We start from the raw sequence: 14295 nt of genomic DNA, 5'->3' as shown, positions 1-14295 counted from the left end.
TAGCTGTCAAGATTCCGTTATGCGTACGAGTAGTGCCGGTGACTATCGCTGAAACCGCCGAAGAACCAGCCTCATGATTCCCCCGTGGCGGTAGATCTCGCGCTCCCGGTCCGTGTCGAGCCTGACGATCACGTCGAACTCCCTGCCGTCCGCCCTCACCGTCACGGTCGCCGAGTCGACCAGGTCGGCCAGGCCCCGGATGTCGAACACCTCCTGACCGGTGAGGCCCAGGCTCCGCGCGTTCTGGCCCGGCCGGTACTGAAGGGGCAGCACGCCCATCCCGATCAGGTTCGAGCGATGGATCCGCTCGAAGGACTCGGCCAGGACGGCACGTACGCCCAGCAACGCCGGCCCCTTCGCGGCCCAGTCGCGCGACGAGCCGGTGCCGTACAGCGCGCCCCCGAGCACCACGAGGGGGATCCCCGCCGCGCGGTAGGCCACAGCGGCGTCGTACACCGTGCGCAGCCCGCCGTCCTCGGCGAAACTCGCCGTGTACCCGCCCTCCACCCCCGGCACGAGCTGGTTGCGCAGCCGCACGTTGGCGAAGGCGCCCCTGACCATCACCTCGTGGTTGCCCCGCCGCGAGGCGTAAGTGTTGCAGGCAGATCGTGCGACCCCCCGTTGCCGCAGGTACAGGCCCGCCGGGGAGTTCGCGGGAATCGCTCCCGCGGGTGAGATGTGGTCCGTGGTCGTCGAATCCCCCAGCATGACCAGGACCCGCGCCCCCTTGATGTCTTCGACGGGTTCCGGCTCGGAGGACATCCCGTCGAAGAAGGGCGGGCGTCGCAGGTAGTCGCTCTCCGGGTCCCATCCGAACCGGTTGCCCTTCTCCTGCTCCAGGCCCTCCCATCGGGCGTCGCCCTCGAAGACGTCCCGATACGCCGCGGTGAACATCTGCGGCGTGATCGCCGTCTCCATGACCCGCGCGACCTCCTCCGGAGACGGCCACACATCGCCGAGGAAGACGGGACTCCCATCAGGCGCGTGACCAAGCGGATCGGACAGCAGGTCGGTGTCCATGGTGCCGGCGATCGCGTAGGCGACCACCAGCGGCGGAGAGGCCAGGTAGTTCTGCCGGACGTCGGGATTGATCCGTCCCGCGAAGTTCCTGTTGCCCGAAAGCACCGAGGCCACCGTGAGCTCCTCGTTCCTCGCCGCGTCCTGCACCTCCGCCACCAGCGGCCCGGACGCGCCGATGCAGGTCATGCACCCGTAGCCGGTCAGATGGAAGCCCAGTTCCTCCAGGAACGGTGTGAGCCCGGCGGCGTCGAGGTAGTCGGTCACCACACGCGATCCCGGCGACAGGGTCGTCTTGACCCATGGCTTGCTCCGCAGCCCGAGCCGTGCGGCGTTGCGGGCCACGAGCGCGGCGGCGACCATGACCGAGGGGTTGGATGTGTTCGTACAAGAGGTGATCGCCGCGATGCCCACGGCGCCGTGGCGCAGCTCATACCCGGCTCCGCCCGGCCGTGGCGGGAGGGCGACATCCGGATCCGCGTCGGGCGACGTCTCGGCGAGCACGGCGCGAAACCTCCGACGGGTCTCGGCCAGGGGCACCCTGTCCTGAGGGCGGTGCGGGCCGGCGAGCGACGGCTCCACGGTGCCCAGGTCGAGCTCGATCGTCTCCGTGTAGTCGGCCACCGACTCCGGCCGGTGCCACAGGCACTGGGCCTTCGCGTACGCCTCGACGAGCGCCACCTGCTCGGCCATGCGCCCGGTGAAGCGCAGGTACCGGATGGTCTCCTCGTCCACCGGAAAGTACGCGCAGGTGGAACCGAACTCCGGGCTCATGTTCGCGATCGTCGCTCGGTCGGGGACGGACAACGCCCGCACCCCTTCGCCGTGGAACTCCACGAACTTGCCGACCACCCCATGGCCCCGCAACAACTCGGTGATCGTGAGCACCAGGTCCGTCGCGGTGGACCCGTCGGGAAGGGTGCCCATGAGCCGGACGCCGACCACCGGCGGCAGCAGCATGTTGAGGGACTCGCCGAGCATGGCCGCCTCGGCCTCGATGCCGCCGATCCCCCAGCCCAGGACACCGACTCCGTTCACCATCGTGGTGTGGGAGTCGGTTCCGACGCACAGGTCGGGATACGCCCAGCCCGCCTCGGCGTGCACGACCACGCGCGCGAGGCGTTCCAGGTTGACCTGGTGCATGATGCCCTTGCCCGGCGGGACGATGTGGAAGTTACAGAACGAGGACTGCCCCCAGCGCAGGAACCGGTAGCGCTCGGCGTTGCGCTCGTACTCCAGTTCGACGTTCCGCCCGAACGCGTCGGACGAGCCGAAGACATCCGCGATCACCGAGTGGTCCACCACGAGCTCCGAGGGGATCTGCGGGTTCACCGCCGCCGGATCCCCGCCGATGACATGCATCGCGTCACGCATGGCCGCGATGTCGGTGAAGGCCGGCACGCCGTTGGTGTCGTGCAGGAACACCCGCGAGGGATGCACGTCGACAGTGGCGGCGAACGACCGTCTCGACCCCCACCCCAGCACCGCCTGGATCTGCTCCCGCGTCACGCGGTCGCCGTCCTCGTTGCGCAGCAGGTTCTCCAGCAGGATGCGGATCGTGTAGGGCATGCGCGGCGTGACGAGCCCGTCGATCCGGGCGATTCGATGTCGGGTCGAACCCACGAGGAACTCGCCTAGAGCACCGAAACTGTCGAGCAGGGCGGGCGACCTCGGTGGGGACGGTTCAGGCACGAATATCTCCTCGGATGATGCATGGCTGACGTGCGTCGGCACGACGTGTCGTGCTGGGCATCGGTACGCGGCGCGGGCTCGCGGCCTCCTACCAGATCGGGTGGCCGCTGATCGTTATAACCTCACTCTAACCAGTCAAGGTTATAACCTGTCGGCATGATGCTCGCCGACACCACAAGCCCGAGATGGTGCTGCCGATGAACTCCGGCGCCGAGGCCGTCGAGTCGGCGATCAAGGTCGCGCGCAAGTGGGCCTACCGTGTCAAGGGTGTCCCGGACGGCAGCGGCGAGATCGTGGTCGCCGCGTCGAACTTCCACGGCCGGACCACCACGATCCTGTCGTTCTCCACCGACGAGACGGCCCGCGCCGACTTCGGACCTTTCACGCCCGGCTTCGTCGTCCGAGGCGCTCATGGCTCGCGGGGTGCTGTGCAAGGAGACGCACGGTCGCACGCTGCGGATCGCCCCGCCACTAGTGATCAGCCAGTCCGAACTGGACCGCGGGCTGGAGGTGCTCGGGGCGGTGGTTCGCCTGCGGTGACCGGTTTCCTGCCATGGCTGTGCCGGCTCTCCTCTCAGCAGCACATTGTGCCCGGATCGAGGACCTCCGCCCGCCGCGGTGCTCCTCGTCACGGTGTGGCGCCCTTCTCCGCGCCACGGGAACGCCGGGCTGTTCGCCCGCGCGCTTCGGGTTGGGTCAAGGCGGTGCGCAGCGAGTTGAGCAGTTCGGACGTGCCGGTGGCTCGATCGCGATCCCGGGCGGCGACGCCGAGTGCCAGGCAGTCCGTGAGCAGCATCGAACTGAGTCCTTCACCGGTGTAGCCGGATCCCGAGTGCACGGCGGTCAGGGTGTGGGTCACTCGATCGGCCAGAATCGGCAGGAGGGAATCGGAGAACAGCATGACGGGGGTGCCCACCGCCTGTGCGTGGTCGAGCAGGACGAACACGTCGTTGAACAGGCGGCCGGGCACGTAGAGAACCATGACGTCGGATTCGTGCAGGCCCAGCAGGTCGTCGGCCAACCGGAACCCGGTCGCGTTGATCAGCCGGGCCTGGCGGCCCAGCCGGCGCAGCCGGAGGGTGAGGTAGTGGGCGCTCATCTCCGAGGCTCCGAGGCCGAAGGTGACGATCTCGCGGGCGCCCACGAGCAGGTCAACGGCCGCGACGAAGGTGTCTTCCGTGATCAACCTGCGGGTTTCGAGCAGTCGCTCGGCGGCCTCGGTGAAGACGTGATCGAGCAGGGATGTGGTCTCCTGACCCCCCTTGTCGATCCGGCTCCTCAGCCGTGCCGACGGCCGGGTCTCGCCGAGCGCCTCCCGGCCCGCTTCTCGCTTGAGGTCGGGCAGGCCCGAGAAGCCCAGCGCCTTGGCAGTGCGGATCACGGTCGCGTCACTGGTGCTGGTCGCCGCGCCGATCTCGCCGGAGGTAGCGAAGATGATCTCATGCGCGTGGTCGCGCAGGTATTCGGCGACCCGTCTTTCCGCTGGTGGGAGTTCGCCCAGCTTGCTCGCGATCAGGTCACGCAACGGGTGGTCATCGAACTGAGTGAAGTTCACGGGAGGGGTTGACTTTCTGCTTGTTACGACTAGCCTCGCACCGTAGTTTCCACTACGAATCCGTAGTCTACGCTACGGCCATGGTGCCTTCTCTGGAGGTGAGCGGATAACTCCTTGCACGGTACAGAGTTCAGAACCACTGATCGAGGCTCCCGGTGACGGTCGCTGCGCAACGCCGCGTACGGCAAGGCACGCACCGAGATTCACGGCTCGGTCGATCACTACCGGCACGCCTTCGTGGTCAACCGGTATGAACCGGCCCGACGTCAGGGCACGTCCGTATCGTCCTCTCCGACCTCGTCACAACGGGTGCCATCACCTGCGAGTAGCGGCCGACCGCAGGCGAAACCCTGCGAGAACGACTACGAATTCCTGCCACGGCGCCCGTACGACGGGCCAGGCGGTGACCGTACCTTCCCCCCTTAGACCACTGGGAACCGTCATGACAAGACAGCGTCATACTCGCCCGCTCACAGCCGGCGCGACCACATGCGCCGTGCTCGCGCTGGTCGCCGGTTGCGGCGGCTCGGCCGCCTCACCGTCCCAGGCTGCCAAGGAGAAAGTGCAGTTGGTCGACAGCACGCCCGCTGCCGCGGGCCCGCTCGACAAAGCCACCTGGTTCATGCCCAAGGAGCCGGCCACCCTCGACCTCGACAATGACGCCGCCGGCGCCACCACCGACACCGTCATGGGCAACGTGTGCGAACGCCTCGTCCAGGCGCAACCGGACCTGACGATCAAGCCTTGGCTGGCCGAGAAGTACGAGTGGACGACTCCGAACACGCTGGTCTTCACCATCCGCCAGAGCGTCCGTTTCCACAGTGGGAACGTAATGACGGCCGACGACGTGGTGTGGAGCATGAACCGGCACGCCGCCGACGGCGCCAACGAGTCCGACGAGTACGAGAACGTGAGCGAAGTCCGCAAGACCGGAGCCGACGAGGTGACGATCACGATGAAGCAGGCCGACGCCGTGTTCCTGAAGGCGCTGGCCGGCACGGGCGGCGTCGTCTTCGAGCGCAAGGCCGTCGAGGCTCAGGGCGACGCCTTCGGCACCCCCGGTGGCGACGACGCCTGCACCGGACCGCTGGAGCTGAAGACCTGGGAGTCCGGACGGCAGATCGTCCTGACCAAGGCCGCCGGCTACTGGAACGAGCAGCGCCCCTCGAAGACCGGTGAGCTCACGATCCGGTGGGCGGATGACGACGCCGTCGTCAATTCGCTGCTCACCGGCGAGGCCGATGGCGCCTACCTGGAGAACATCGCGTCGGCGACCCGGCTGGCCGGTGGCCCGAACACGAGCGTCAGCCAGGGCCCGGACACCCGCGTCTGGAACTCGATGGTGACCGAGCGGGGCGGACTCGCCGACGTGCGGCTGCGCAAGGCGCTCTCGCTCGCGCTCGACCGGGACGGCGTGTCCCGGGCCGCGCTCGCCGGTCTCGGGGTGCCCGCCGCCGAGCCGGTGGGCCCCGGCGCGTGGGGATACGAGGCCGGCAAGTTCCGCGCGGCGTCCGAGAAGCTGGCGGCCGGCGCGCCGGCCAAGCCCGGCCAGCAGAACCTCGACGCGGCGAAGAAACTCGTCACCGAAGTGGGCACGGCCCAGCAGATCGTGGTCGCCAGCGACGGCACCACGGCGCGCGACGTGATCGCCAACGCGATCGTGGACGCCGCGAAGAAGATCGGCCTCGACGCCCGGATCATCCAGATCCCGCCCCAGCAGTACGGCGACTACTACAGCGACCCGCAGTTCCGGAAGCAGGCCGACCTGTTCACCGACGACTACTTCATCTCCAAGAACGACCCGGTCGGCTTCTACAAGAACGGCGCCTCCGACTCGTCCGTCCAATGGGTACTCAAGGACCCCGAGTACGACGCGCTCGTGAAGCGGGCCAAGGCCGAACTGGACGACGCGAAGCGGGCCGACCTCGCCATCGAGCTGGCGCAGCGGTGGGCGGCGGCCATGCCGTGGCTCTCGGTCGTGCAGAGCCCCACCACCGTCGTGCTCGCGAGCGACGTGACCGGGGTCCCCGCGTCCGGCTCCTTCCGGAACTACCCGTGGGCGGCCGACCTCGGGGCGAAGGGCAAGTAAGCATGACGGCGCTCCTACTGCGGCGGCTCGGCGCCATGGTTCTCACCCTGGCCATCAGTTCGTTCGTCATCTTCGTGGCCATCTATGCGGCGCCGGGTGATCCGGTGACGTTCCTGATCGGCAACCCCGAGAACATCACGCCGGAGCGGATCGCAGCGGTGCGCGCCGAGTACCACCTCGATCAGCCACTGTTCGTGCAGTATGCCCTGTGGGCGCAGGGCGTACTCCACGGCGACCTCGGCACATCGTTCTACTACCAGCAGCCGGTATCGGAGCTGTTGTCCACGCGGCTGCCGGTGACATTGACGCTGGTGGGCATGGCCACGGTGCTGTTCGTCGTCATCGGAGTCTCGCTCGGCGTCCTCTCGGCGCTGGGCAGGGGCGGGAAGCTCGACTCGTTCATCACGGGGGGCACCACGTTCGTGAACTCCGTCCCCAACTTCGTGGTGGCGCTCGGCCTGGTGTCGGTGTTCGCGGTGCAGCTGCGCTGGTTCCCCGTGGCCGGCGAGGGTGCCGGCTTCGCCGAGCGGCTGTACCACCTGACCCTGCCCGCCGTCGCGCTGGCACTCGGGTCGCTCGCGCTCATCAGTCGGGTGACCAGGCAGACCATGGTCGAGCAGCAGACGCTCGACCACGTCGAAGCGGCACGCAGCTACGGGCTGGACACCCGGAGGATCGTGTCCCGGCATGTCCTGCGGAACTCACTCGGCCCGGTCGTCACCATGTGCGGGCTGACCGTCGCCGGGATGCTGGCCGGCACCACGGTGATCGAGAGCGTGTTCGGGCTCAGCGGGGTCGGCAGCCTGCTCGTCGAATCCATCAACACGCACGACTTCGCCGTGGTGCAGGCGATCATGCTCTACATGGTGCTCGCCTACATGGTGGTCACGATCCTCGTCGATGTCGTCTACCCGCTGCTCGACGCGCGCACCCTGATAAGGAGTGACCGATCGTGACGATCGACGGCCTCAGCAGGCCACACACCACGTCTGCGCCGGTCGGCGGCCGGCGGCGCGCCGCCCGATGGCCCTTCCGGGTCTGCGTCGCCATCCTGGGCGTGGCCGTCGCCGCGGCGGTGTTCGCGCCGCTCGTCGCGCCCTACGCTCCCGACGCCACGGACTTCTCCATCATCTGGGCGCCTCCCGGCCCCGCGCACTGGCTCGGCACCGACCAGCTCGGCAGGGACGTCCTGTCCCGGGTGATCCACGGTGCGCGGCCCAGCCTGCTCGGAGCCATCGCGCTGCTCGCCTTCGCGACGGTGCTGGGCGTGGCCATCGGGGTGGTCGCCGCCTGGTGGCGCGGCTGGGTGGACACGGTGCTCGCCCGGGTCACCGACGTCATGTTCGCCTTCCCGGGGCTGCTGTTCGTGGTGCTCATCATCGCGGTGTTCGATCGCGGGTCCGCGCCGGCGATCATCGGCATGGGACTGGCGTTCGCACCGGTGATCGCGAAGTTCACCAGAGCGATCGCGCTCGAGGAGCTGGCTCGGCCGTACATCGACGCCTATCGGCTGCAAGGGATCGGCGGCTTTCAGCTGATCGGCAGGTACGTGCTGCCGAACCTGCTGCCGACGCTGGTCGGTTATCTCGTGGTGCTGTTCGGGGAGGGGCTGATGAGTCTGGCCTCGCTCAACTTCCTCGGGTTCGGGGCGCAGCCGCCCAGCTCCGAATGGGGTCTGATGGTCCAGGAGGGCCGCGCCGGCGTGATCCAGGGTTTCTTCGGACCCGCCATCATCCCGGGCCTGACGATCGCGGTCGTGGTTGTCGCGACCAACGTCGTCGGCGTCCGCCTTTCCGACAAGCTGGCCGTGAGGACGTGACACGCGTGCTGCTGACGATCGAAGACCTCAACCTGTCGGTGCCTGCCCCCGAAGGCTCCCGGCAGATCCTGCATGGCGTGTCCCTCCACGTCTCCGAGGGCGAGACGGTGGGGCTGGTCGGGGAGTCCGGCTCCGGCAAGTCGACGACAGCGAGAGCGGCACTACGGCTGGTGCCAGATCACGCGTCCATGAAGGGGAGCATTTCGGTCCTCGGACACGACATGGTCGCGGCCGACCGGGCGGTGGTGCGAAAGGTCCGTTCGGAGCTTGCCGCCATGATCTTCCAAGAGCCTCGAGCCGTGCTCAACCCGGTACGTCGTATCGGTGACTCGGCCACCGAGCGGCTCGTGCACGTCCACCGTGTCGCCAAGGCCCGGGCACGTGAGCAGATCACGTCGTTGTTCGGCGAGGTCGGGCTGGACAACCCGGACCGGCTGCTGCGCGCCTATCCGCATCAGCTCTCCGGCGGCATGCTCCAGCGTGTGGTGATCGCCGCGGCGCTGAGCATCGGCCCGCGCCTGCTGCTCGCGGACGAGGCGACGAGCGCACTGGACGTGACCACGCAAGCGGAGGTGCTCGCCCTGCTCCGGCGGCTCCAGCGAGAGCGGGAGATGGGTGTCCTGTTCATCACCCACGACCTGCAGCTCGCGGCCGCCTACTGCGACCGTGTCTACGTGATGAAGGACGGTTCCGTGGTGGAGCACCAGAAGGCCGCCACGATCTTCGTGAACCCCACGACTCCGTACACCAAGGCACTGGCAGAGGCCGTCCCGCGGCTCCCCGAGCGTCAGGCGGCCCGGAACGACATGGAGGCGTCCGCATGATCGAGGCGGTGCGCGTCAGCGGGCTGACCAAGACGTATCCGGCACGACGCGGATCGGCCCACGTCGTCGCGGCCAAGGACGTGAGCTTCAGCCTCGCCGAAGGCGAGTCCCTCGGGCTGGTCGGCGAGTCGGGTTCCGGCAAGACCACCGTCGCCCGCATGCTGGTGGGTCTCGCCCACCCCGACTCGGGGACGATCGTGATCAACGGCCGTACCCGGGAACGGAAGGACCACGGCAGGTCCGCACGCCTGCGCCGGGCCAAGGAAGTCCAGATGGTCTTCCAAGATCCTTACGGTTCACTGGACCGCAGGCTGAGTGTCGAGACGGCGCTCCGTGACGTGCTGCGCTGGCACATGCCCGATCCGGCAAAGGGGACCGTGCGGGCCCGGATCGCTGAGCTGATGGACTACGTCGGGCTCTCCGAGAAGCACCTCGGCTCCCGGCCCCACCAGCTCAGCGGCGGGCAGCGGCAGCGGGTCGCCATCGCAAAAGCGCTTGCGGTGGATCCCGCGGTGCTCGTGCTCGACGAGGCGGTGTCCGCTCTGGACGTCTCCGTCCAGGCGCAGATCCTGACCTTGCTCAACAGGATCCGCGCCGAGACCGGCGTGAGCCTGGTCTTCGTCACGCACGACCTCGCCGTGGTCGGTGAGGTGACCGGCGAGATCCTGGTGATGTACAAGGGAGAGGCCGTCGAGCACGGTGCCACGGCCGAGGTGCTACGCCGGCCGCGACATCCCTACACCGACATGCTGCTGTCGTCCGCGCCAGGGCCGGACTGGCACCCCGAGCGTGTCTCCGAACTGCGGGCCGCCTTCGCGGGCACGCGGTGACGACGCACGATCGACCGGCGTCGTCACCTCTCCCCGTCCTGACCGTGCACAGGTCCGGTCGAGCGGAGAGTGACCGGCGGGATCGATGTGCTCGCGGCAGCGGGTGATCGCACACTGCGACGAGCGCGTGCCGACGCTCGAAGAACTTCACACAGAGCGAACTGTACTGGCTGCTCCGCGCGTTACCGCCGGGCGCCGTCGTCCCTCGGGACGAAGATTCGGAAAGAGGCTTGGTCACCACATGAAAGTGCTCGTACTACCCGGCGACGGCATCGGCCCGGAGATCGTCGCCCCGACCCTGGAGGTGCTCCACGCGGCCGACGATGCGTACGACCTCGGCCTCGAACTCGAGACCGCGGACATCGGCTTCGCCAGTCTCGCCCGGGAGGGCACGACGCTTCCGCAGGCCGTGCTGGACCGGATACCCCAGGTCGGCGGCGTGATCCTCGGCCCGGTGTCGCATTACGAATACCCGCCGCGGCAGGAGGGAGGGATCAACCCCTCCGCCGAGCTTCGCGTGCGGTACGAGTTGTTCGCCAACATCCGCCCGTGCCGGTCCAGGGCAGAGCTGAGCGTACTGCGGGCGCCGATGAACCTGGTCATCGTCCGGGAGAACACGGAGGGCTTCTACTCCGACCGCAACATGTACGCGGGAACCGGTGAGTTCATGCCGGACGCCGACAACGCCTTCAGCATCAGGAAGATCAGCGCACGGGGCTGTGAACGCGTGGCCCACTCGGCGTTCGAGCTCGCCCGCCGGCGCCGTGGCAAGGTGACGGCGGTTCACAAGGCCAACGTGCTGAAACTCTCCGACGGGCTGTTCCTCCGTGTGGTACGCGAGGTCGCAGCGGAGTTTCCCGACGTCCGGCTCGACGAGCTGATCGTCGACGCCGCCGCGGCCGCCCTGATCCGGCGGCCGGACGAGTTCGACGTGATAGTGACCACCAACATGTTCGGCGACATCCTGTCCGACGAGGCGGCCGAACTCTCGGGCAGCCTCGGGCTCGGCGGCTCCCTCAACGCCGGGCACGACATCGCGGTCGCCCAGGCGCAACACGGGTCCGCACCGGACATCGCGGGCAAGGGCCTCGCCAACCCGACATCACTCATCCTCTCCGCGGCGATGCTGCTCGACTGGCGGGGCCGCCGCGACGGGAACGACGCCCTGGTCGCGGCGGCAGCCGGTATCGAGTCGACCGTGGAGAGCGTGCTCGACGAACCGGGATCCCGCACCCGCGACCTCGGCGGGCACCTGGGCACGGCCGAATTCGCCGGTCACGTGGTGGCGCGGCTGCGAGGCGAGAGCCGGAACTGATGTCGTCTTCTTCGATCAGCACCCTTGAAAGGATCAGGCATTGCCCCTGTCTCTGAACCCTGCGACCGGGGAACGAGTCGCCCGATATGACGTGCACTCTCCCCAGCAGATCGAGGCCGCCCTGTCGGCCGCCGTAGCGGCGCAGCGGAACTGGCGCGCGACACCCATCGGGCAGCGGCTACCGCTGCTGAGTACGATCGCCCGCGAACTGCGAGCCGATGTGGAGCGCTTCGCGCAGCTGATCACTCTTGAGATGGGCAAACCGATCGCGGAAGCACGTGCGGAGGTCGAGAAGTCGGCGTGGACGCTCGACCACTACGCGGAGAACAGCGAGCGGTACCTCGCGGCCGAGCCGATCCGGTCCAGCGCGACGGAGAGCACGGTCGTCTTCGAACCGCTGGGCGTCCTGCTCGCGATCATGCCGTGGAACTATCCGTTCTGGCAGTTCTTCCGCTTCCTCGCACCCGCGTTGGCGGCGGGGAACGGGGCCATCCTCAAGCACGCGAGCAACGTGCCGGCCTGCGCGGTGGCGCTCGAAGAGGTCGTGCGGCGGGCCGGCGCGCCGGAGGGACTCTGTTCGACGTTGCTGGTCGAACCGGCCGCGGTGGCCGGTCTCATCGCCGACGACCGGGTCGCGGCCGTCACCGTCACCGGCTCCACCGAGGTGGGTGCGCTCGTGGCCGCGCAGGCCGGCGCCCACCTGAAGAAGCACGTCCTGGAACTGGGCGGCTCGGACCCGTTCATCGTGCTCGCCGACGCCGACCTGGAGGAGGCCGCACAGGCGGCGGTGCGTTCGCGGTTCAACACCGTCGGCCAGAGCTGCGTCAACGCCAAACGCCTCATCGTCGACCAGCGGGTCGCGGACGCGTTCGTCGAACTCGTCGCCGGCAAGGCCGGCGCGCTCGTCCTCGGCGACCCCTCGGACGAGGCCACGCAGATCGGGCCGCTGGCGCGAGGGGATCTCCGCGACGTCCTGCACGACCAGGTCCGGCGCACCGTGGCGGCGGGAGCCACCCTTCTGCTGGGCGGCCGTCTCGTCGACGGCCCCGGCTTCTTCTACCCGCCCACCCTCCTCGACCACGTCACCCCGGAGATGGCGGCGTTCACGGAGGAGACCTTCGGCCCGGTGGCGAGCGTGACCCGGGTCAACGACGCCGCGGAGGCCGTCGAGCTGGCCAACCGGACCGAGTACGGGCTCGGCGCGGCACTGTGGACCTCGGACCCCGACGAGGCGCGGCGCCTCGTACCCCTCATCGACGCAGGCGCCGTCTTCGTCAACGCGATGGTGGCGTCCGACCCCCGCCTGCCGTTCGGCGGCATCAAGAAGTCAGGTTACGGCCGCGAACTCGGCGGCTACGGCATCAGGGAGTTCGTCAACGTGAAAACCGTCTGGATCGGCCCGGAGGTGACGGCATGAGCGCCGGCATCCACCAGCGGCCCTCGATTTTCCGCCCCGACGAGCTTCCGGCCAAGGACCGCGGAGCCGGAGCCCGCACGGTGCCGCTCGTGACCAGCGCGCGCGGCGCGACGGCCTTCCTCAACGGCATCACCGGTTTCGAACCCGGCGCGGCGATCGCACACCACACCCACAACGTCGCCGAATCCGTGATCGTCATCCAGGGCGACGCCATCGTCGACATCGACGGAGTGCGGACGCCGCTGCGAACCTTCGACACCACCTTCGTGCCGGCCAACATCCCCCACCACTTCGAGAACGCCTCCGACTCGGCACCCATGAAAATCTTCTGGACGTACGCATCCGTCGACGCGACCAGGACACTCGTCGCCTCGGGCGAACACTCCCGCGTCGACGCCGAGCACCCGGGCGGGCCGGTCGAATCGGCTGGATCTGCGGGCATGGTGCACGAGGTCGCGCGGATCATCGTGCTTCCGGGCCGGGAGGAGCAGTTCGAGGCGGCGGTCGCCGCCGCGGCGCCGCTGTTCCAGCGGGCGAAGGGGGCACGGACGTTCCAGCTGGAGCGTTCCCACGAGAATCCGCTGGAGTATCGCCTCGTCGTCGGCTGGGACTCGATCGACGACCACCTCTCAGGCTTCCGTAACTCCGACGGCTTCCGGCAATGGCGCGAACTCATCGGCGACACGATCGCGGGCCTGCCGGAGGTCGCGCACTTCCGCCGCGTACTGACCGCCTTCTGACGGCCGCCACTCTGACCGCGATGGTGGCGAACGGTGCGACATGGCCAGGAGCTCACCACCGGACCGGGCGGTCCACACCAGCACATCGACGATCGAGGAGTACACGTCCCATGCCCAGCACCACTGAACCCGATGCGCAGGGGGCCCATTTCGTCGGCGGGACCCCGTTCTTCGCCTCGCAGCACGACCAGCGCATCCTGTACGCCTTGTACGTGCCGAAGGACCACACGGCGGAGGCGGCCCCGTTGCCGCTCGTCGTCATCCAGCACGGCACCGGCCGGTCGGCGGAGCTCTACCGCGACCGGTGGAAGGACTTCGCGATCAAGCACCGCTGCGTCATTCTCACCCCGCTGTTCCCCGCGGGGCTGGTGGAGCCGCGGGAGCTGCACAGCTTCAAGTTCCTTGAGTACGAAGGGATCCGTTTCGACGAGGAGCTGCTGTACATCGTCGACGAGGCCGGCGAACAGTTCAACACGGAGACCGCGACGTTCTACCTGCACGGTTTCTCCGGTGGCGGGCAGTTCGCGCACCGCTTCTTCTACGCCCATCCCGACCGGCTGGCCGGCGTGTCGATCGGCGCGCCGGGCCGGATCACCCAGGTCGACGACTCGCTGCCCTGGTGGCTCGGTACGGGGGGTTTCAAGGAGCGCTTCGGCATCGAGGTCGACCTCGATGCCATGCGGAAGGTGCCGGTGCAGATGGTCGTCGGCGGTGACGACGTCGAGACCTGGGAGATCAACAACGTCGGCGGCCCCAACTGGATGGACGGCGTGGAGAAGACCGGCCGCACCCGGATCGAGCGGCTGGAGTGTCTGCGCGCCAACTTCGACGAGCACGGAATCGAGGTGCGCTTCGATGTCGTCCCCGGCGTCGCGCACAAGGGCAGTGCGGTGATCCCCGTGGTCCAGGAGTTCATGGCGGAATTACTGAACCAGCGGTAAAACCCGCTCCCGCGTCAGCCGCCCCGGCTGACGCGGGAGCCCGGCCCTGCACGCCG

At 68.5% G+C, this 14295-nt stretch carries 12 protein-coding genes and 1 pseudogene; 11 read left to right on the top strand and 2 right to left on the bottom strand.

Annotation, left to right across the window (positions count from 1 at the left end; genetic code table 11):
* Positions 1-42: 42 nt before the first annotated feature.
* Positions 43-2709, bottom strand: a complete 2667-nt coding sequence (acnA, locus tag ITP53_RS00635) for an aconitate hydratase AcnA (RefSeq protein WP_407941204.1) — start codon at positions 2707-2709, stop codon at positions 43-45.
* Positions 2710-2891: 182 nt separating this feature from the next.
* Between acnA and ITP53_RS00630 the strand changes: the two are divergent.
* Both ITP53_RS00630 and ITP53_RS58895 read left to right on the top strand, forming a co-directional pair.
* Positions 2892-3158 (top strand): annotated as a pseudogene (locus ITP53_RS00630) (aminotransferase class III-fold pyridoxal phosphate-dependent enzyme); the annotation flags it as partial.
* Positions 3121-3249 carry a hypothetical protein gene (locus ITP53_RS58895; protein WP_268960862.1) on the top strand — a complete coding sequence of 43 codons (129 nt, stop codon included), beginning with the start codon at positions 3121-3123 and terminating at the stop codon, positions 3247-3249. The pseudogene ITP53_RS00630 and the gene ITP53_RS58895, both read left to right, overlap by 38 nt.
* A gap of 88 nt (positions 3250-3337) precedes the next feature.
* On the opposite strand, the gene ITP53_RS00625 is transcribed toward ITP53_RS58895, so the two are convergent.
* The gene (locus ITP53_RS00625) at positions 3338-4264 is read right to left on the bottom strand and encodes a MurR/RpiR family transcriptional regulator (protein ID WP_195893262.1); all 927 of its coding nucleotides are present in this window, start codon (positions 4262-4264) and stop codon (positions 3338-3340) included.
* A gap of 442 nt (positions 4265-4706) precedes the next feature.
* On the opposite strand from ITP53_RS00625, the gene ITP53_RS00620 reads away from it, so the two are divergent.
* The 9 genes from ITP53_RS00620 to ITP53_RS00580 all read left to right on the top strand — a co-directional run bounded on the left by ITP53_RS00620 (position 4707) and on the right by ITP53_RS00580 (position 14239).
* A complete protein-coding gene (locus tag ITP53_RS00620; protein WP_195893261.1) occupies positions 4707-6353 on the top strand; it encodes an ABC transporter substrate-binding protein in 1647 nt (548 codons plus the stop codon).
* 2 nt (positions 6354-6355) lie between these two features.
* Complete coding sequence (locus ITP53_RS00615; RefSeq protein ID WP_195893260.1) at positions 6356-7309, top strand: ABC transporter permease; 954 nt, start codon at positions 6356-6358, stop codon at positions 7307-7309.
* Positions 7306-8172: an ABC transporter permease gene (locus tag ITP53_RS59960; RefSeq protein ID WP_195893259.1), complete on the top strand. Its 867-nt coding sequence runs from the start codon at positions 7306-7308 to the stop codon at positions 8170-8172. Before ITP53_RS00615 ends, ITP53_RS59960 begins: the two co-directional genes overlap by 4 nt.
* On the top strand, positions 8169-8996 hold the full coding sequence (locus ITP53_RS00605) for an ABC transporter ATP-binding protein (RefSeq protein WP_207755368.1): 828 nt from the start codon (positions 8169-8171) through the stop codon (positions 8994-8996). The genes ITP53_RS59960 and ITP53_RS00605 overlap by 4 nt, the downstream gene beginning before the upstream one ends.
* Entirely contained in the window at positions 8993-9826 is an 834-nt protein-coding gene (locus tag ITP53_RS00600; protein ID WP_195893258.1) for an ABC transporter ATP-binding protein, read from the top strand. Before ITP53_RS00605 ends, ITP53_RS00600 begins: the two co-directional genes overlap by 4 nt.
* Before the next feature lie 241 nt (positions 9827-10067).
* Positions 10068-11141 (top strand): isocitrate/isopropylmalate dehydrogenase family protein, encoded by a 1074-nt coding sequence (locus ITP53_RS00595; protein ID WP_195893257.1) that lies wholly within the window; start codon positions 10068-10070, stop codon positions 11139-11141.
* Between the two features lie 40 nt (positions 11142-11181).
* Entirely contained in the window at positions 11182-12558 is a 1377-nt protein-coding gene (locus ITP53_RS00590) for an NAD-dependent succinate-semialdehyde dehydrogenase (RefSeq protein WP_195893256.1), read from the top strand.
* Complete coding sequence (locus ITP53_RS00585; RefSeq protein WP_195893255.1) at positions 12555-13298, top strand: cupin domain-containing protein; 744 nt, start codon at positions 12555-12557, stop codon at positions 13296-13298. Before ITP53_RS00590 ends, ITP53_RS00585 begins: the two co-directional genes overlap by 4 nt.
* A 110-nt stretch (positions 13299-13408) precedes the next feature.
* On the top strand, positions 13409-14239 hold the full coding sequence (locus ITP53_RS00580) for an alpha/beta hydrolase (RefSeq protein ID WP_195893254.1): 831 nt from the start codon (positions 13409-13411) through the stop codon (positions 14237-14239).
* Positions 14240-14295 lie beyond the last annotated feature (56 nt).

Origin of the sequence: Nonomuraea cypriaca (genome assembly GCF_015645445.1) — a bacterium.
Classification (GTDB): domain Bacteria; phylum Actinomycetota; class Actinomycetes; order Streptosporangiales; family Streptosporangiaceae; genus Nonomuraea; species Nonomuraea cypriaca.
The sequence above is the reverse complement of the archived record's forward strand: the minus strand, read 5'-3'. Positions and strand labels throughout refer to the sequence as shown.